Below are 19,700 nucleotides of genomic sequence, written 5' to 3' on the forward strand. Positions count from 1 at the left end.
GGCAAGTTGGGATGGAGAGCAAAGCGTTGGCGACATCGCGCGGCGGGGCCATGCTGGAGATGCCGCTCCGTGCGATGCCGCGAGCGTTGCTTTCCCAGCCCGCAACCTCCGTAGTCGGGGAGGTGTCGGGTGGTCATCCTCTGAGCGAGTTCGGCCGCTTGCGGCCGTTGCCCGAGCGCAGAGGGTGACCACCCGACGCCTCATCGCCGCGCCCTGCGAGCGACGACAGCTTCGGCTTCGGGACAGACCCCGGTCATGCGTGAAGAACCTCTCCTTCGGAAGAGGGGATGCGCACAGCCATGCTTCGCGGTTTCTTGCGACAGGCGCTCTACACCGTGCTCCGATGGCGTGACGGAGTAGATCGCGCGTGGGATCGGTAGCCTCGTGTCACGTCATCGTGCTATCTCTCGGTCTCCAACCGTTCGGGTGCCTGTGTTCATGAAGTTGTTTCCCGCCCTTTCCACCGCCATCGTGGTTGCCCTTGCCGGATGCCAGTCGCTGCCGCAACCGCGTGACGATGGATCGTTGCAGCGCGAAGCCATGGCCGGTACGGAACTGCCCGCCCCGCGGCCGCGCATCGCGCCGTCGACCAATCCGTCCACGCCGGCCACCACCCAGCCGCAGATCACCACCGGCACGGGCCAGTTCGTCCGGCCTGTGGGCCTGGCCAGGCCAAAGCCGGTCGCGGCGGGCACGGGTACGGTCACCTTCAACTTCGAGAACCAGCCTGTCGAGGCGGTGGTCAAGGCCATCCTGGGCGACCTGCTGCACGAGAACTACTCGATCACCCCGGGTGTGCAGGGCAATATTTCCTTCTCCACCTCGCAGCCGGTGACGGCCGAGCAGGCGCTGCCGATCCTGGAGACGCTGTTGTCGTGGACGGATAACTCGCTGGTGCACAGCAACGGCCGTTACGTGGTGGTGCCTTCGAAGGATGCCGTGGCCGGCAACCTGGTGCCGAGCCTGGGCGCCAACGCGCCGGCCGGTGGCCTTCAGGCGCGGCTGTTTCCGCTGCACTACATCTCGGCCACCGAGATGCAGAAGCTGATCAAGCCGTTCGCGCGGCCGGATGCCACGCTGCTGGCCGATCCCACGCGCAACGTCATCGTCATGGCCGGCACGCCTTCGGAGCTGGACAACTACCAGCGCACCGTGGCCACGTTCGACGTGGACTGGCTGCGTGGCATGTCGGTGGGCGTGTTCAGCCTGCAACGCGCGCAGGTGAAGGATTTGCAGCCGCAGCTCGACGCCATCTTCGGCGAGAAGGGCAATACGCCCATGGCCGGCGTGCTGCGTTTCATCCCGATCGAGCGCACCAACTCGCTGGTGGTGATCAGCCCGCAGCCGGCGTACCTCGACGAGGTACGCAGCTGGATCGATCGCATCGATCATGGCGGCGGCAACGAGCCGCAGCTGTACGTCTACGACGTGCGCAACGTGCAGGCCTCGGACATGGCCGATTATCTCTCGGACATCTATGGCAGTGGATCGAAAGGCGGCGCCACCGATCGCGGCGGCAAGGTGGGCCCGGGGCTGACCTCGGGCACGCTGGGCGGCGGCGACAGCGACCTGGGCAATCGCGGCGGTTCGGGCCTGGGCAGCACCACGGGTGCCTTTGGCAGCACCGGCGGCGGTTCGACCACGGGCGGGCTGGCGTCGGGCGCGGCGGGCAGCACCGCTGCGACCGGCTCGACCGCAAGCGGTGGCCTGGGCAGCGCGGCTGCGGGCGACGCGCCGTCGGGCGACAGCGGCGGCACCGGCAAGAGCCATTCGGCCACCACCACAGACGATGGCGTGCGGATCACCTCGGTCGACAGCAACAACCAGATCATGGTGCGCTGCCGTCCCGCGCAATGGGCGGAGATCGAGCAGGCGATCAAGCGCCTGGACGCGGTGCCCCTGCAGGTGCAGATCGAGACGCGCATCCTGGAAGTCAGCCTCACCGGCGACTTCCAGTTCGGCGTGCAGTGGTACCTCGAAGGACTGACCGGCACCACCAACGGCCAGCCGACGCAGCCGGGCAACAAGCACCAGTACGCGCTGGGCAATGGGGGCGCCACGTACAACTCGGCCAACGACAGCTTCTTCTATTCGTTCGTCAACAACCATATTTCGGTCGCGCTGCACGCCATGGAGCAGAGCGGCAACACCAAGGTGCTGTCGGCGCCGTCGCTGGTGGTGCTGAACAACCAGAAGGCGCATATCCAGGTCGGCGACCAGATTCCCATCACGCAGACCTACATCAACACCAACGCCAACTCGGACAACACCATCGGCCAGCTGGAGTACAAGGACACCGGCGTGATCCTCAACGTGCGTCCGCGCGTGAATCCCGGCGGCCTGGTGTACCTCAACGTGAACCAGGTGGTGAGCGCGGCGGGCCAGAAGGACACCGCCACGGGCAACTTCCCGATCCAGCAGCGCGAGGTGGCCACGCAGGTCGCCGTGCAGAGTGGCCAGACGGTGTTGCTGGGCGGCCTGATCAAGCAGAACGACACCACCACCGACACCGGTATCCCCGGACTCAACCGGATACCCGTTTTCGGCCGTTTGTTCGGTACGACCAGCCGCAGTCGCGCCCGCACGGAGCTGATCGTGCTGATCACGCCGCGCGTCATCACCAACGGCGACGAGGCCAAGCAGGTCACCGACGAATACCAGCGCAAATTCGAATCGCTGCGGCCGCTCACGCGTGGCCCCTCGACCGCACCGGCCACCGGCGCAGCCTACCCGTAGGTTTTCGCACACACGCGCGTCACATGGGGCGTTCCAACGTCGCTGGACGTGTTCTGGGAAGGGGGAACGGGTGGAATACGATCTGCTGGGCTGGTCGACCGTGCTGGAACTGATGCCCACGGCCATGTTCGTGCGTGACGCACGGCACCGCTGGGTGCTGGCCAATCGCATGGGCTATGCCTATTTCGGCCTGGAACCGGACGACGTCCTCGGGCGCACCGACGACGAGCTGTTCCCGCCGGAGCAGGCCGCCCGCATGGCCGCCGGCGATGAAGCCGTCTTGCGCAGCCACGAGGTCGTGGAATCGGAGGAGTCGGTGTCCGATCCGCAGGGCCGCGTGCGCACGCTGATCACCCGCAAGACCTGCATCGAGCTGGACGGCCAGCCGCATGTGCTGGCCTCGATCACCGACATCACCGAACTGCGTGAATCGGAAGCCTATGTCCGCTGGCTGGCCTGCCACGACGCGCTGACCGGGTTGTCCAACCGCACGGCGCTGTTCGGCCGCATCGAGGCCGCCATCGCCAAGGCGGCTGCCGGCGGGGAGCGTTCCGCCCTGTTCTATCTGGACCTGGACGGCTTCAAGAAGGTCAACGACACCTGGGGCCACCTGGCGGGCGACGAATTGCTGATGCAGTTCGCGGTCCGCCTGCGCGACGCGGTGGACGCGAGCGATACGGTGGCGAGGATCGGCGGCGACGAATTCGCGGTGCTGGTGGAGGAACGCGACGGCTTCGACGCCGCGGCCCTGGCCGCCACCTTCCTCGCCCTGGCCGGCAAGCCGTTCGGGGTGCTTTCCACCACCGCGTTCGTCGGCACGTCGGTGGGCGTGATCACCATCGACCGTGAGGCGGTGGCCGCCGGTGAGCTGGCACGCAAGGCGGACAGTGCGCTCTACGAGGCGAAGAAGCGACGCAACCGCTACGTGCTGTACAACGACGAACTGGACGCCGCGCTGGAACACCGCCGCGATGTGGAATGCCTGCTGGACGATGCCCTGGTCAGCGGCGAAGGCCTGAGTTGCCATTACCAGCCGATGGTTCGTGCCAGCGACGGCAAGCTGATCGGCCTGGAAGCGCTGGCGCGGTGGCAGCATCCGCGGCTGGGGGAGATCCCGCCGGTGCAGTTTATCCCCGTGGCGGAGGAAACCGGGTTGATCGATCGCCTGGGCGAGTGGATGCTGCGCACGGCCTGCGCGCGCGTGGCCCGTCTGCCCGACCTGTTCGTGGCCGTGAACGTCAGCGCGGTGCAATTGCGCGACGACAACTTCGCCGCGATGGTGCTGCGCGTGCTGCGCGAATCAGGGCTGCCGGCGCAGCGCCTGGAGCTGGAAATCACCGAGAGCGCGATCGTCCACGCCGACGGCCTCGCGGTCAGCCTGCTCCGGCAGCTGCGTGGCGTGGGCGTGCGCGTGTCTCTGGACGACTTCGGCACCGGCTATTCCAGCCTCACCCTGCTGAAAGACCTCGATGTGGACAAGGTCAAGATCGACCGTTCGTTCGTGCAGATGGCGCCGACGGCGGGCGACTCCGCGGCGATCGTGCGCGCCGTGTCCAACCTGGGTGCGGCCCTGGGCCTGTGCGTGGTGGCCGAGGGCGTCGAGACCGAGCAGCAGCGCGCGTTTCTTTGCGAAGCCGGCTGCGACGAACTGCAGGGTTACCTGTTCTCGCCGGCGGTGCCCGAGGACGGCATCGAGCACATGGCGCAGTCGTTTCCGGCGCCCGCCGCGGTGCTTTCGCTGGAATAGGCACCCGCGGGCATCGGCCACGTGCGGCGCAGGTCGGGCATGCCGGGCACGCTGGTGGGCTGGGGCAACGGCAGCGGCATGCGCGCGCCGGATACGCCCCCGGTGGCGTCGCCGACGATGGCGATGACGCAGCCGCCGCTTTCCTGCGAACTGCCGAACGACAAGCGCCCCCAGGGCATCTGCAGCACCGTGTAACGGTTGGGCAGCATGGATGGCGCCGTGGGCAGGGTGGTTTCCGAGGCGCTGGCGTGGAAGGCCCCGGCAATGTCCGCACGCGGAAAGCACGGCCGCTGTTCGAGCTGGATGGAGGTGAAGCGGGCCATCGCCACGTCGCCGCCCTCGTTGAATCCACGGGCCTCGAACGCACTCACCCGGTAACCGTCGCGCGTGACGAACGGCTGGCTGCGGACGATCTGGGGTGGGGCGTCCGCCGTGGCATGCAGGCCGCCCGGTAGCTTGCGCGACAACGCATCCACGGCATTCGGCAGCGTGCCCATCGTCGCGTTGACTATTTCCACCAGCGTCTTGTCGCTGCGCGGCACACCCGACGGCCCGGCCCACGCAGCGGTGGCCACGGAGACGGTGAGCAGGCTGGCCAGGGCGCGGATCGGACGCATGGAATCCAGGACGGGAGGGCGGGGCGCTAGTGTGCACGAGTCGGTCGGCTCGTGCGGCATCGGTACCGCGTGCGGACCGTCCGCCTTGTAACGCGCCGTGCCGACCGGATATTGAAGTGACCCTTCAACGCGTCAGACCCCCTCGCCGATGACAGCCCTCCGTTTCGACAACGCCTTCGTCCGCGACCTGCCGGCCGACCCGGACACCCACAACGTGCCGCGCCAGGTGGAAGGTGCGGCGTATTCCTGGGTGGACCCCACCCCGGTGGCGGCGCCCCGGGTGGTCGCGGTGGCCGACGACGTGGCCACCATGCTCGGCATCGATCCCGCCGCGCCCGACTTCGCCCAGGTGTTCTCCGGCAATGCGAGCTGGCCGGGCATGCGTGGCTACGCCATGGCCTACGGTGGGCACCAGTTCGGCCATTGGGCGGGCCAGCTGGGCGACGGCCGGGCGATCGGGCTGGGCGAAGTGCTGACGGCGCATCACGGCCGGCAGGAGCTGCAACTCAAGGGCGCCGGTCGCACCCCTTACTCGCGCGGGGCCGACGGGCGGGCCGTGCTGCGTTCGTCCATCCGCGAATTCCTGTGCAGCGAGGCCATGCACCACCTGGGCGTCCCGACCACGCGGGCCCTGTGCCTGTTGGCCACGGGTGACCAGGTGCTGCGCGATGTCATGTACGACGGACACCCGGCCCTGGAGCCGGGCGCCATCGTCTGCCGCGTGGCGCCGTCGTTCCTGCGCTTCGGCTCGTATGAGTTGCCGTCCTCGCGCAACGATGTGGCGCTATTGCGCCAGCTGGTGGACTTCACCGTGCGCACGCATTTCCCGGCGATCGCGGCGTTGCCGGAGGCCGGGCGCCATGGCGCGTTCTTCGCCGAGGTGTGCGAGCGCACGGCGCGGCTGATCGCGCACTGGATGCGCGTGGGCTTCGTCCATGGCGTGATGAACACCGACAACCTGTCCATCCTCGGCCTGACCATCGACTACGGCCCGTACGGCTGGGTGGACATTTTCGATCCGGACTGGACGCCCAACACCACCGACCGCGCTCACCGGCGCTACCGGTTCGGCCAGCAGCCGCAGGTGGCGTACTGGAACCTGCAACGCCTGGCCCAGGCGTTGGCGCCGCTGTTCGCGGACACCGATGCCCTGCAGGCCGGGCTGGCGCGCTATGTCGAAGTGTTCGAGGCCACCGACGCGGCGTTCGCACGGGCCAAGCTCGGGCTGGTGCAGGCGCGCACGGAGGACGAAGCCCTGGTCGGGGACCTGCGCGGCCTGCTGGCCGAGGGCGAGATGGACATGACGATCTTTTACCGCGCGCTGGCGGCGCTGGACCTCGACGCGCCGTCCGTCGACACGGTGGCGCAGGCGTTCTACGACGACGCCCGCCGCGCCGCCGTCGAGCCGGCCCTCCTGCGTTGGTTGCGTCGCTATACCGGCCGCGTGCGCGACGACGACGCGTCGCCGGCCGAGCGCATGGCGCTGATGCACGCAAGCAATCCGCGCTACGTGCTGCGCAACTACCTCGCCCAGGAGGCGATCGATCGCGCGGAGCAAGGCGACGACAGCGGCGTGCACGCGTTGCTCGATACGCTGCGTCGTCCCTACGACGAACAGCCGGGGCGCGAGCACCTTGCGGGGCGTCGTCCCGACTGGGCCCGCGACCGGGTCGGTTGCTCGATGCTCTCCTGCAGCAGCTGAGGGCGGCCGCTCGCGCTAGAATCGGCGGTCGTCCATCCTGCCGAGGTCCATGGCGTTGTCCGCCGGAACCGCATCCGAAGCCGCCCTGGAAGCGCTTTTCGTCCCGTTCGCCACGGGCGCGTTGCGCTGGCCGGACGACGGCCGCCTGCTGATGCTGCGCGCCCGCGACGGCTTTGCCCTGCGCGAGCGCCGTCGCCCCGGGTGGGTCATGCAGCAGTCGTTCAAGCCGGCCGCCGACGCGCTGGCGCGCTCCGGCTTCGAGGTCGTCGCAGAGCCGCCGTCGGAGCGCTTCCGCGTGGTCATGGTGCTGCCGACCCGGCAACGCGAGGAAACCCGCGCACTGTTCGCCCAGGCGCTGGCGTGTGCCGGCAGCGACGGCATCGTGGTGGCCGCCGTGCCCAACAGCGAAGGCGCGAAGACGGCCGAGGGCGACCTGGCGTCCCTGGCCGGCCTCGGTGGCCAGCTGTCGAAACACAAATGCCGCGTGTTCTGGACCCGGCCCGGCAGCGTGCCCGACCCGATGCTGCACGAAGCGTGGCTGGCGCTCGACGCACCCACGACCATCGAGGACGGGCGTTTCCTCAGCCGGCGCGGGCTGTTCGCCTGGGATCGCATCGACATTGCCTCGGCGCTGCTGGCCGCGGCCTTGCCGGTGGACCTGCAAGGCCGTCTGGCCGACCTCGGTGCCGGCTTCGGCTTTCTCGCCTGCGCCGCCATCGAGCGTTGCCCCGGCATCGTCGCCGCCGACCTCTACGAAGCCGAAGGCCGGGCCCTTGCGCCGGCCACGGCCAACCTTGCCGCGGCCGTGGCCCGTGTGGGCCGTGACGTCGCCACGTCCGTGCAGTGGGCCGACGTCACCCACGGCATCGCACCCGGTTACGACGTGATCGTGTCCAACCCGCCGTTCCACCAGGGACGCGCGGACCAGCCGGAACTCGGCCGCGCGTTCATCGCGGCCGCCGCACGGGGCCTCGCCCCCGCGGGCCGGTTCTGGATGGTCGCCAATCGCCACCTCGCCTACGAGGCGGCACTCGACGCGGCGTTCGCCCGCGTCCACAGGGTCGTCGATAGCGACGGCTTCAAAGTCATCGAAGCACAGGAGCCCCGTCGATGAAACTCGTCCGCCTGTTGGCGAACCTTGGTTATGGCAGCCGCAAGCAGGTCGCCGCCCTGTTCCGGGAAGGTGCGGTCACCGACGCCGCCGGCGAAGTGCTCTACGCCGACGACAAGGTGGAGCACGGCCAGATCCGTTTCGAGGGCCAGCCGCTGGACCCGCCGCAGGGCTTGCTGCTGATGCTCCACAAGCCCGCCGGCTATACCTGCTCGCGCAAGGACGTCGGGCGCCTGGTCTACGACCTGCTGCCGCCGCGCTTCGCGCTGCGCAATCCCGTGTTGTCGACGGTGGGGCGGCTGGATCGCGACACCTCGGGGCTGCTGCTCTTCACCGACGACGGCCCGTTGCTGCACCGGATCATCTCGCCCAAGGCCTCGCTGGCGAAGGTCTACGAGGCCACCCTGGCCGAGGACCTGCGCGGCGACGAAGCCGCGATCTTTGCGGCGGGCACCCTGATGCTGGATGGCGAAACCGACCCCCTGCTGCCGGCGACGCTGGACGTGCTCGGCCCGCGGCGGGCCCGCCTGACGCTGACGGAAGGCCGTTACCACCAGGTGCGTCGCATGTTCGCGGCGGTGGGCAACCATGTCGCGGCCCTGGAACGGACCACGCTCGGTGGCTTGTCGCTCGACGACCTGCCGGTGGGCGAGTGGCGCGCGCTCGACGACCAGGACCGGGTGCGGATGTTCGGCGGATGAGTGGCGGCCCAGGGGTCAGCCGGTACCGGCGTGGACGCCCTCTCCACGCCCGGTGCACTATCCCTTGGAATGTCCCGAACCCAAGGAGTGCGCCATGAAGAAGATCGCCATCGTTGTTGCTGGCCTGGTCGCGTGCGCCGCCGCGCACGCCGCGGACAAGAGCCTCGTGGTGCCGCTGACCGCCGTCACGGCGCAGGGTGCGGGTGCGTCGGCCGGCACCGTGACCGTGACCGAAAGCGCAAAGGGCCTGGTATTCACGCCGAACCTGAAGGGCCTGCCGCCGGGTCAGCACGGTTTTCACCTGCACGAGAAGCCGAGTTGCGATCCGGGCGAGAAGGACGGCAAGAAGGGCGCCGCGCTGGCCGCCGGCGGCCATTACGATCCGGCGAAAACCGGCAAGCACGCGGGTCCGGATGCCATGGGCCACGAGGGCGACCTGCCGCGCATCGACGTGGGCGCCGATGGTACCGACACCACGCCGGTCACCGCGCCGCACCTTACCTCGCTGGCCACGCTCAAGGGCCATGCCCTGATGATCCACGCCGGTGGCGACAACTATGCCGACCAGCCGGAAGCGCTGGGCGGTGGCGGTGCGCGCATCGCCTGCGGTGTGGTGCCCTAGTCAGAACAGATCGATACTGCCCAGCGCCACCGGCGCCAGCTCGCCCCGTTCGGCCAGGCGTTCGTACCCGTGCACGCCGTTGCGGCCGTTTTCCTTGGCGAAATACAGCGCCTTGTCCGCGCGGTCGAGCACGATCTCGGGGTAGTCGTTCTCGGTGATGCGCGCGTAGCCGATGCTGACGGTGACATGGCCGACCTGCGGGAACGCATGGTCGGCGATGAACTGGCGGAAACGATCCAGCGCGTAATGCGCCACCGTTTCGTTTTCCGCGGCGATCAGCATCACGAACTCCTCGCCACCGAAGCGGAACAGCACGTCGCTCTGGCGGAAGCTGGCGCGCATCAGCTGGGCCAGCATCAGGATGACCTCGTCACCGTAGACATGGCCGTAGGTATCGTTGATCCGCTTGAAATGGTCGATATCCAGGATCGCGAGGTAGATCTTGCTGTCGTCCTCGCCCACGCGACGTTCGTCCTCGCCCCCCACCGCGGCGCGGGCCCGCTGGCGGCTGAGCTTGAGCAGGCGGCGCAGGCGCTGTTCGAAGCTGCGCCGGTTGTATAGCCCGGTGAGCTTGTCGCGCTCGCTCTCGTTGAGCAGGGCGATGTAGTTGCCGTAGATGCGGGCGAAGCCTTCGATCATGACGCGCACGGGGTCCAGCGAATCGTTCGCCTCGAGCATCAGCGCACCGATGGCCGAGGATTCGCGCTGGATGGGAATCACCAGGCGGCAGTCACCCTTGTCGGTCACATCGCTTATCGCTTCCAGGGTTTCCATGGCGCACACGATGCTGTCCACCGGGTCGCCTTCGCGCGGGGGCTCCAGGGCGTCGACGACGAAACCGCCTTCATTCTTCCGCGAGCACACCACCATCGATTCGATCGGCTGTTGCAGGCTTTGGCCGCGCTTGCACAGGGTCACGCTGTTGACCGGCACCAGCTCGGCCAGGGAAAGCACCAGGCTGTGATCCAGTGCGTCGATGTCGCGGTGGTGGGTGAACTCGGCCACCGATGCCAGCAGGCGCGTTTCGGGAAAGCCGCCCGCGAGGGCATGCCAGGGTGTCCTCATGGGGTGTTCCGCGGCGCGACGTGGTGTCCGCGATGGTGGTTACTGACTGGCACCGAGCACATCCTCCCCCGAGTCGGGCTGCCATAAGGCGCGCCCCGTGTCGTTCGACCGGCTGATGCCGGGCTATCCTCAGGGAGGTATAACGGCATCGAAGCCGCTAACTTTAGGGTAAAACCGGCCCCATGCGTGAAAATGTGACGCCGGTCCGTCTTCGCGTCTTCACATCGCCGACGGTCTGGGTTATGGGCAGGGTGTGCCGGGGTCAGTCGCCCTCGAGCCACCCGCGCCATTTGAAGAACAGCACGGGCAGCAGCATGCTGAGCAGGATGACCCCTATGGCCATGGGATAGCCGAACGTCCAGTCCAGTTCCGGCATGTGCTTGAAATTCATGCCCCACACGCCGGCCAGGATCACCGGTGGAATGGTTGCCACCGAGGTCACGGTCAGCACCTTCATCACGTGGTTCTGGTCGGTGCTGATGAAACCCAGGCTGGCGTCCAGCAGGAACTGCAGCTTGTTGGTCAGCTGGTCGTCGAACTCGTCCAGCGTGCGCAGGTCGTGGTCGACCACGCGCAGCCGTACTTCCACCTGGTCGGACATCCATTCGGGCTGCTTGGCCCGCACGAACGACACGATGCGCTGCACGCCCAGCATCGAAGAGCGGTTGCGCGCCTGCTCGCCCTCCAGACGGCCCACCTCCAGCATGCAGTCGCGCAGGGCCGGCGTACCTAGTCGCTCGGTGGTGAAGACGCGGTCGGAGAGTTTCTTCAGGTCGGCCGAGACGTCTTCCATTCGCCTGGCCGCCAGGTTCACGATAGCTTCGATCAGCGTGGCCAGCACGTCGCCGCTGGACTCCCAGCGTTGTTCCTCACAGCTGCGGCCGGCCAGGTCGAAGGCGGGGGAGTCGTGGAAGCGCAGGGTCATCAGCAGATGGCCGGTGACCACGATGCCCAGCGGGGAGGGCCGATGGCCCCCGCCGTCGTGCGCGGCGTGGTCCACGTCGGCGAAGTAGGGGATCGACAGGTACATGGCGTCGTCGTCGGTACGGATGCGGCTGGACAGGGCCAGGTTGTCCACATCGTCGCGATCGGGCACGCGCAGGCCGGAGATCGTCGCGGCGCACCGGCGTTCGTCGTCGCTGGGGTCGAGCAGGTCGATCCACAGTGGCGCCCGCGGCACGTCCGTGCCGGTCGTCCAGTGGATGGCCGCCTTGCGGCCGTGTTCGTGAATGATGAGCACGCGCGTGTCGATCCTGTGGCCCGGCCAGTGGGGCGCGACCTTAACGTCGCGCCCATCCACGGAATGCGAAAGTGTCGGCACCTTGTTCCGTCGGGAGTATGCAATGAGCGACACCGCCCAGCCACTGGCCATCACCCACGATGCCGCCAACCAGGTGTTCACCGCCGTCGTCGACGGGCACACCTGCGAGGTGGAATACCGCCTGGAAGGCGACACCATGACCATCACCCATACCGGGGTTCCGTCGCCGGTCGGCGGACGCGGCATCGCGTCGGCCTTGACCGCCTTCGCCGTGCGCTTCGCCGAGACACGGCACTGGAAGGTGGTTCCCGCCTGCTCCTACGCCGAGACATGGTTCAAGCGCCATCCCGAACATGCCCACCTGCTGGCCGGTTGACCGCAATCGGCCGTGTGCCATGCCTACCCCGGTGGACGGGTGTCGTGATAGGTTTCACGTTTAACTCACAGACCGGGTAACCGCATGCGTACGAAGTGGATCGCCGCCGCCCTGGCCCTTGCCGTCGTCCACGCCGGTTTCGCCGACGCCGCCGATACCGCATCCGCGCCGGGCAAGAAGGCGGCGTCGCCTACCGACGCACGGATCGCCGGCATCCTCGACGCGCTGGGCAAGGTCCGCACCATCGAATCCGTCGCGCTGTCGCCCGATGGCAAGCAACTGGCCTGGGCGGTCAAGACCGACGGCAAGCCGGTGATCGAGATCGCCGATGCCCAGGGCCACCACGCGCACCGGATCACCGCGTCCAAGGGTTGCAGCGAGGTCGGCGTGGCCTGGGCCGCCGACTCGCGTCGTCTGGCCTTCCTCTCCGACTGTGCGGGCAAGGGCCCGGGCGTGGGGGAGGGCAAGCAGAACGACATCTATGTCGTCGACACCTCGCGCAAGGTCGCACCACAGCGGCTCACCCACCTCACCGGCTACGTGGACAGCCTCACCTGGCGTCCCGACGGCCAACAGCTCGGCTTCCTCTACGTGCCCAACGCCACCCGCCAGGCCAGCGCCACGGCCGCGGCCAAGCCGCAGTTGGGTGAGGTCGGCGTCGAGGGCATCGAGATCCAGCAGATGGCCACCGTGGACGCCACGGGAGGCGAGGTCCACGTACTGACGCCCGCCGGCCTGCATGTCTACGAGTTCGCGTTCTCCGAGGCGGGCGACCGGGTGGCCTATGTCGCCGCCGAGCCGCCGGGCGACAACAACTGGTGGGTGGCGAAGCTGTATGTCCAGCCCAGCCGCGCAGGCGCCAAGGCCGACGTGGTGGTGGACACCACGAAACTCACCGGTGCGCTCAAGGGCTTGCAGATCGCCGTGCCGCGCTTCTCGCCCGATGGCTCGCGCCTCGCCTTCATCGGCGGCCTCATGAGCGACCAGGGCTCCACCGGCGGCGACATCTGGACCGTACCGTCCGCCGGCGGCGCGGCGCCCGTGGATGTCACCCCGGATATCCATACCACGCCGGCCTGGTTTGCCTGGACGGCGAACGACCAGCTGCTGGTCGACGAGGTGGCCGCCGGGTCGGCCCGACTGTCGCGCTATGCCCTGCCGGCCACCGGCGCGGCATCGGCCACCCGCCTGTTCGACCTGCCGATGTCGATCGGCGACGGCCGCCTGTCGATGTCCGTATCGCTGGATGCGGCGGCCACGCATGCGGCCTTCATTGCCAGCTCGTTCGAGCAACCCTACGAAGTGCACGTGGCCGACCTGGCCGGCGGCCAGGCGCCGGTGGCGGTGACCACGTTCAACGCCGGCCTGAAACCGTCCTGGGGCAAGGCCGAGTCGATCTCCTGGACCTTCGAGGGCCACGACGTGCAGGGCTGGCTGCTTTACCCGGCCCATTACGATCCGGCCAAGCGCTACGGCATGATCGTCGCGGTGCACGGTGGCCCGGCCGCATCGGTCATGCCGCGCTGGCCCGGCGTAGGCTACGGCGGCGCGCCGCTGTCGGCCCTGGGCTATTTCGTCTTCATGCCCAACCCGCGCGGCAGCTACGGTCAGGGCGAGGCCTTCGTCCAGGCCAATCGCAAGGATTTCGGCTACGGCGACATGCGCGACATCCTCGCCGGCGTCGACGCGATCGAGAAGGACCACCCCGTGGACGACAAGCGCCTGGGCCTCACCGGCTGGAGCTACGGCGGCTTCATGACGATGTTCGGCGTGACCCAGACCAACCGCTTCCGCGCGGCGGTGGCCGGCGCCGGTATCTCCAACTGGCAGAGCTACTACGGCCAGAACCTGATCGACCAGTGGATGACGCCTTACTTCGGTGCCTCGGTGTACGACGATCCCGGCGTCTATGCAAAGAGTTCCGCGATCAACTTCATCAAGCAGGTGAAGACGCCCACGCTGATCGTCGTCGGCGAGCGCGACGCCGAAACGCCGGCACCGCAGTCGTTCGAGTTCTGGCACGCGCTGCGCGCACAGGGCGTGCCCACCTCGCTGGTGGTTTACCCGGGCGAAGGGCACGGCTTCGCGCGGGAGGAAAACCGGCGTGACGTGGTCGCCCGGGCACTGTCCTGGTTCGATCGCTACCTGTCGGCCAAGGCGCAATAAATCGCGATCGTGCGCGTTTTCGGAAACGCGCACCGCAGGGTGCATTGCGTTTTTTCGCCGGTCCATCATCATTCGACAGATCGGGGCTAAAGGCGGGGGCGTTGGTGGCCGTTACACCTAGGGAGAAGTCGTTTCGCGCCTGGCGTCTCTCCGGGTACCCGGGCGTGCTTGTTTCGTATTCGAAGAACATCCTCGGCCCGGCGCGTCTTGCGTCGGTCACCGAGATATCCCGGCAACGTCCGGGCCGGAGCAAAGTGTGCTGAGCCATCGTAGTGTCGAGGGCGGCCTCCACGGGGCCGCTTCGAAGTGTGCCCGCTGGACCTTCACGGGTTCGGGCGACGGCGGTCACTGCACCGGTTTCGGCACGACCGGCGCGGGACTGGGCTGGCTCGCCGTGCTGGTCGTGGTGGCCCTCGTGGCCACCGTCGCCATCGCCTGGCTGGCCAGCCAGCGCGTGACGTTGCGCAACCGCCTGGGCGATCCCCGCGAGCAGGCGCGCCGGGCGCTGGCGTTTCGCGCCTACCACGACACCCTGACCGGGTTGCCCAATCGCGCGTACCTGCTGCAGACGCTCGAACGGGCCCTGGCGTCGTCGTCCGACGATGCGCTGGCCGTGATGTTCATCGACCTGGACGGCTTCAAGTCCATCAACGACACCCTCGGTCACGAGGCCGGCGACGCCTTCCTGCAAGCCGTGGCCAGCAGCCTGCGCAGCAGCGTGCGCGAGCGCGACACCGTGTCGCGCTTCGGCGGCGACGAGTTCGTGGTGGTGGTGCAGGCCTATGGCGGCATGGAAAACCTCGTGCGGGTCTGTCGCAAGGTGCTCGACCTGGTCTCGCAGCCGGTGAGTGTCGCCGGCCAGTTCGTGGCGGTCAGCCCCAGCATCGGCGTCGCCGTGGCGCCGAAGGACGGCACCGTCGCGCAGATGCTGATCCGCAACGCGGACGCCGCGATGTATGCGGTGAAGGAAACCGGCAAGGCCGACTTCCGCTTCTACGAGGAGGGCATGCTGGAGCAGGCGCGTGAACGTGTCGCGCTCACGGTTGAACTGCGCGAGGCCCTGCAGCAGGGCAACCTCAGCGTGGAGTACCAACCCAAGCGCCACCTGCGCGACGGCACGCTCGCCGGCGTGGAAGCGCTGGCGCGCTGGAACCACCCCGTGCGCGGGCAGGTGCCGCCGGCCGTGTTCGTGGCGGTCGCCGAGCGCTCGGGCCTGATCCACGCGCTGGGCGAATACGTCCTGCGCGCGGTGCTGACCCAGGTGAAGGCGTGGGACGCGGCCGGCATCGACGTGGATTACGTGGCGATCAACCTCTCCATGCACGAGCTGACCCGCCCCGCCTTCGTCGAGACGCTGCACCGTGTCGTACGTTCCTACGGCGTGGACCCGGGCCGTATCCGCTTCGAGCTCACCGAATCCACCGCCATGCGTCAGCCGGAAGAAACCCTGCGCCAGCTGGTCAAGCTGCGCTCGCACGGTTTCGACCTGCTGATCGACGACTTCGGCGCGGGCTACTGGAACCTGGGCCACCTGCGCGAACTGCCCGTGGGCACCATCAAGATCGACCAGTCGTTCGTGCGTGGCAGCACCCTCAACCTGGTCGATCGCGAGATCACCGAGGCGATCGTGGGGCTGGCCCGGAAGCTCAACATGCGCACCATCGCCGAGGGCGTCGAAACCGAGGCGCAGGCCGACTGGCTGCGCGAGCTCGGGTGCGACATCGGCCAGGGCTATTTCTTCGCCCGTCCGATGACCGCCGACGCCTTCAGTCATTACCTCGATCCGACGATGGCCCATGCCGGCTGAGCGCATTCTCCGGCCCTCGCGCCTTCGAGCCCGCCTTGCGGCCCTCGTGGTTGGGCTGGTGTGGGTTGCCGCCACGGCCCTGGCCGCAGAGGTGACGCCGGCCGCGCCCGCCGCCGCGGTCGATCCCTGGGCGGTGTACGAGACCGCCTGGTTCGACACCGTCGGCGTGGCGGACGGCCTGCCGCACTCGACCACCACGGCCATCGTGCAGGACAAGCGCGGCCTGATCTGGATCGGTACGTTCGGTGGCCTGGTGCGCTACGACGGCTACCGCATGCAGGTGTTCGGCCAGGAGCCCGATGCGTATGCGGGCGCCGTGCTGCCCGATGCCTACGTCCGCGCCCTGGTGCCGCTGGACGACGGCGGCCTGCTGATCGGCACCAACACCGGTGGCCTGGTGCGGTTCGATCCGCAGACCATGCGCTTCCACGTCTACCCCGTGGGTCCGGGCGGCACGTCGCACGCGAAGATCTTCTCCATCGCCCCCGCGCGCGAGCACGGTGTGTACTGGGTGGCCACGGAAGGCGGCATCGACCGCATCGATGTCGCCCGGGGCCGCATCGAACACGTGTCGGGACAGCCCGGCGACGAGAAGGACATGCGGCCGCGTACCTTCGTGGTGGCCGAGGACGCGACGGGCAACCTCTGGGCGGGCGCGGACAACGGCCTGTTCGTGCGTCATCCGGGCGGACACTTCGAGCGGGTGGTATCGGACGATCCGGCCATCGACGAGATCCTGCACGACCAGGTCTGGGCGTTGCTACCCGATGCCAGGCACAACCTCTGGATAGGCACCGGGCAGTCCGGCGCCATCTACATCGACGCGGACGGCAAGGCGCACCGCGTGCCCGGCCTGTCCGGCAAGGACAGCGTGGCCCGCCGGCGCACCGTGCGCGCCTTCCACGAAACGCCACAGGGCGTGCTCTGGGCGGCGACGGACGGCGCGGGCGTTGTCACCTACGACACGACGACGGGACGCGTGCGTTCGCTGGCCCACGATGCGGCGATGCCCTCGTCGTTGCCCGGCGACATCACGCGCGACATACTGCAGGACGCCTCGGGAAACATCTGGGTCGCGACCGAGCTGGGCGCGGCGCGCTACGACCCGCACGGTCGCGCGGTGTTCTCCGTGCTGCCCTCGCCGCTGGAAACCCACACCCTCTCCAACGCCAACGTGCATTCGGTGTTCGTCGACCCGCGCGGCCGGGTCTGGCTGGGGCTCGGCATGGGCCGCATCGACGTGCTCGACCTGGGCAAGGGCGGCATGCGCCACCTGCAACTGGGCGGCGAGCAGGCGGAGCGTGACGTGCAGGCCTTCGTCGTGGCGCCGGACGGCGCCATCTGGGCCGGCGCGCAGGGCATTTCGCGGATCGATCCGGAAACCTTCGCCATGACCAGCTCGGTGATCCCGAGCCTGGACGGCAAGCTGATCCTGTCGATGCAGCGCGACGGCAACGACATCCTGATCGGCGGTTACGACGGGCTGTTCCGTTACGACACGGTCAAGGGCACCCTGGTGCAGATGCGCCATGACGACGGCGATCCGACCAGCCTGGTCGGCGACCAGGTGCGTTACATCACGCGCATGCCCGGCGCGTGGTGGTTCTCGACCATCAGCGGCATCAGCATCGCCTACGACGGCAAGCCGGGGTTCGTGAACCTGCACCACGACCCGGGCGACCCTACCAGCCTGCCGCACGACTACACCGGCTCACTGGCCTTCGACTCCCACCACCGGCTGTGGCTGGGCACGTTCGGCGGCATCGCCTACGTCGACGATTTCAAGCCGGGCGGCCCGTTCCGCTTCGGCGTGATCGGCGCGCGCGAGGGCCTGGTCAACACCAAGATCAACGCACTGCTGATCGACCACGACGACCGGGTCTGGGCGTCGATGGCCAACGGCGTGGCCATGGTGGACGCCAATACCCACCGGGTGGCCGACCTGGGCATCCGCGACGGCCTGCGCATTCCCAGTTACATCCACCGTGCCGCCGCGGAGGCTCCGGGCGGCGAACTGATGTTCGGCGGCCTGGGCGGCCTCACGGTGATTCGTCCTTACTGGGTGGCGCCGCGGGTGGCACCGCCGCGCCTGGCGATCACCCAGGTGACGGTCAACGACAAGTCGCTGCCCCTGGCCGAGCTGCCGGGTGACGGCGGCAGCGTCAGCCTCGACGGCGACGGCCGCAACCTGCGCGTGGACTTCGCGCTGCTGGATTTCCGCGCACCTGCCGAGACCCACTACGCCTACCGCATGGACGACGCGGACAGCGGCTGGAACGAAGTGGCCCGCGGGCTGCCGCCCAGCGCGATCTACACCAACCTTTCCAGCGGCAGCTACACGCTGCGCCTGCGCGCGACGATGCGCGGGCTGGACGGCCGCACCGTGGAATCCTCCATCCACGTGACCGTGGTGCCACGCTGGTACGAAAGCCTGTGGACGCTGGCCTTCGGGGTGGCATTGGGCGTGGTGGCGTTCTTCGGCCTGGTCCACCTGCGCACGCTCTACCTGCGTCGTCGCGCCGAGCTTTTGCAGGTGCAGGTCGATGCGCGCACGCGCGACCTCAAGGCCGCGAACGAACGGCTCGACCACCTCGCCGGTACCGACGAGCTGACCGGCTCGCTCAACCGCCGCCGCTTCCTCGAACAGGCCGAGCGCGTGCGCCAGGGCGCCGCGAGCGACGGCATTCCGTTCAGCATGGTGTTGCTGGACATCGACGACTTCAAGACGGTGAACGACACGTTCGGCCACCTGGCCGGCGACACGGTGATCCGCGAGACGATGCGGGTGATCTCCTCGATGTGCCGCGCCGACGACCTCGCCGGCCGCTTCGGCGGCGAGGAATTCATCCTCTGCCTGCCGGGCGCCCTGGCCGAGCACGCACTGGACATCACCGAGCGCGTGCGCCATGCGCTGGGCGCGATGACCATCGTGCACGGCGACTACCGCATCCGCATCACGGTGAGCGCAGGCGTCGCCATGTGGCGTGCGCCCGAGTCGCTCAATTCCCTGCTGGGCCGCGCCGACGAGGCGCTGTACGAGGCAAAGAACGACGGCCGCAACCGCAGCCGCATCGCCAGCCTCTAAGCCCGGTAGGCGCGCAGAATGTGCCGGCAGGAGCGCACGATGTGCCGGCAGGAGCGCACGATGTGCGCGAAAGCCAACGAAGCGGTGAAGCGGTAAGCGGTAAAGCCGAACTCCTCGAGCAAGAGCCGGCGTGTAGCCCCCTCGGTGCCACGCCTACGGCGACCCGCTAAGGAAGGGCCGCTGTCGCGGCCGTGTATCTGGCTCGCGCACATCGTGCGCTTCTACCCGCGCCATATCCGGGTCGGGCTTCGAACGGGGATTTTCGATTCGCCATCCATGGCTCAGCGAAAATGGCCGGCCGTCCTGGCCGGCCCCGCTACGCGGCCTTGTCCGTTCGAATCCCTCGCCTGCGGCTACCGGCCCCGAGGGGGCTACCCGCCGGCTCTTCCCGACACTGAGGTGGGTTGTGACGCGAGCGGTCGCAGAGGTGCAGGGTATGGCGTCGTCGCTTTGTTGGCTTTTCGCCCACATCGTGGGCTCCTACCCCAAGGGTAGGGCCGGTTGTGGCATATCCAACGATTGATCTGCCGTCTGAGGGTAGGAGCGCACGCACGTGCGCGAACCCTCAACGTATCTAAGGCGACCGAGGCCATGAGCAACAGGCAAGCGAGCGTTCCCAGCCACGAAGCGAAACCCAGCTCTTCGCTCTCCCACACGCAACCTCAGTGTCAGGAAGAGCCGGCGGGTGCCACCCTCGTGGCCGG

Annotated in this window: 13 protein-coding genes; 10 read left to right on the forward strand and 3 right to left on the reverse strand. The window is 68.4% G+C overall.

The window, feature by feature from the left end; translation table 11 throughout:
- Nucleotides 1–438: 438 nt before the first annotated feature.
- Together gspD and AB8808_RS09045 are read left to right on the forward strand one after the other, a co-directional pair.
- Entirely contained in the window at nt 439–2,736 is a 2,298-nt protein-coding gene (gspD, locus tag AB8808_RS09040; RefSeq protein ID WP_369928648.1) for a type II secretion system secretin GspD, read from the forward strand.
- Nucleotides 2,737–2,806: 70 nt separating this feature from the next.
- Nucleotides 2,807–4,483, forward strand: coding sequence for a putative bifunctional diguanylate cyclase/phosphodiesterase (locus AB8808_RS09045; protein ID WP_369928650.1), 1,677 nt, complete (start codon nt 2,807–2,809; stop codon nt 4,481–4,483).
- Here AB8808_RS09045 and AB8808_RS09050 read toward each other — a convergent pair.
- The gene (locus AB8808_RS09050) at nt 4,393–5,100 is read right to left on the reverse strand and encodes a hypothetical protein (protein WP_369928651.1); all 708 of its coding nucleotides are present in this window, start codon (nt 5,098–5,100) and stop codon (nt 4,393–4,395) included. The two genes, AB8808_RS09045 and AB8808_RS09050, sit on opposite strands and share 91 nt — an antisense overlap.
- A gap of 148 nt (nt 5,101–5,248) precedes the next feature.
- Between AB8808_RS09050 and AB8808_RS09055 the strand changes: the two genes are divergently transcribed.
- The 4 genes from AB8808_RS09055 (at nt 5,249) to sodC (ending at nt 9,236) form a co-directional block, all read left to right on the forward strand.
- Nucleotides 5,249–6,802 (forward strand): protein adenylyltransferase SelO, encoded by a 1,554-nt coding sequence (locus AB8808_RS09055; protein WP_369928653.1) that lies wholly within the window; start codon nt 5,249–5,251, stop codon nt 6,800–6,802.
- A gap of 49 nt (nt 6,803–6,851) precedes the next feature.
- Nucleotides 6,852–7,916: a class I SAM-dependent methyltransferase gene (locus tag AB8808_RS09060; RefSeq protein WP_369928655.1), complete on the forward strand. Its 1,065-nt coding sequence runs from the start codon at nt 6,852–6,854 to the stop codon at nt 7,914–7,916.
- Complete coding sequence (locus tag AB8808_RS09065) at nt 7,913–8,614, forward strand: pseudouridine synthase (protein ID WP_369928657.1); 702 nt, start codon at nt 7,913–7,915, stop codon at nt 8,612–8,614. The genes AB8808_RS09060 and AB8808_RS09065 overlap by 4 nt, the downstream gene beginning before the upstream one ends.
- A gap of 94 nt (nt 8,615–8,708) precedes the next feature.
- Nucleotides 8,709–9,236, forward strand: a complete 528-nt coding sequence (gene sodC, locus AB8808_RS09070; protein WP_369928659.1) for a superoxide dismutase [Cu-Zn] SodC — start codon at nt 8,709–8,711, stop codon at nt 9,234–9,236.
- Here sodC and AB8808_RS09075 read toward each other — a convergent pair whose 3' ends face one another.
- Both AB8808_RS09075 and AB8808_RS09080 read right to left on the reverse strand, forming a co-directional pair.
- A complete protein-coding gene (locus tag AB8808_RS09075; RefSeq protein WP_369928661.1) occupies nt 9,237–10,301 on the reverse strand; it encodes a GGDEF domain-containing protein in 1,065 nt (354 codons plus the stop codon).
- Between the two features lie 262 nt (nt 10,302–10,563).
- Nucleotides 10,564–11,541, reverse strand: coding sequence for a CorA family divalent cation transporter (locus AB8808_RS09080; RefSeq protein ID WP_369928663.1), 978 nt, complete (start codon nt 11,539–11,541; stop codon nt 10,564–10,566).
- Between the two features lie 103 nt (nt 11,542–11,644).
- Here AB8808_RS09080 and AB8808_RS09085 point away from each other — a divergent pair, with 103 nt between their 5' ends.
- From AB8808_RS09085 to AB8808_RS09100, 4 genes are all read left to right on the forward strand, one after another.
- Nucleotides 11,645–11,938: a GNAT family N-acetyltransferase gene (locus tag AB8808_RS09085; RefSeq protein ID WP_369928665.1), complete on the forward strand. Its 294-nt coding sequence runs from the start codon at nt 11,645–11,647 to the stop codon at nt 11,936–11,938.
- Between the two features lie 84 nt (nt 11,939–12,022).
- Nucleotides 12,023–14,104 (forward strand): S9 family peptidase, encoded by a 2,082-nt coding sequence (locus tag AB8808_RS09090; RefSeq protein ID WP_369928667.1) that lies wholly within the window; start codon nt 12,023–12,025, stop codon nt 14,102–14,104.
- A 256-nt stretch (nt 14,105–14,360) separates the two neighbouring features.
- Nucleotides 14,361–15,911, forward strand: a complete 1,551-nt coding sequence (locus AB8808_RS09095; protein ID WP_369928669.1) for a putative bifunctional diguanylate cyclase/phosphodiesterase — start codon at nt 14,361–14,363, stop codon at nt 15,909–15,911.
- A complete protein-coding gene (locus tag AB8808_RS09100; protein ID WP_369928671.1) occupies nt 15,901–18,996 on the forward strand; it encodes a ligand-binding sensor domain-containing diguanylate cyclase in 3,096 nt (1,031 codons plus the stop codon). The genes AB8808_RS09095 and AB8808_RS09100 overlap by 11 nt, the downstream gene beginning before the upstream one ends.
- The last annotated feature ends 704 nt before the right edge of the window (nt 18,997–19,700 follow it).

The sequence above is a fragment of the Xanthomonas sp. NCPPB 2632 genome (genome assembly GCF_041228075.2).
Classification (GTDB): Bacteria; Pseudomonadota; Gammaproteobacteria; order Xanthomonadales; family Rhodanobacteraceae; genus Luteibacter.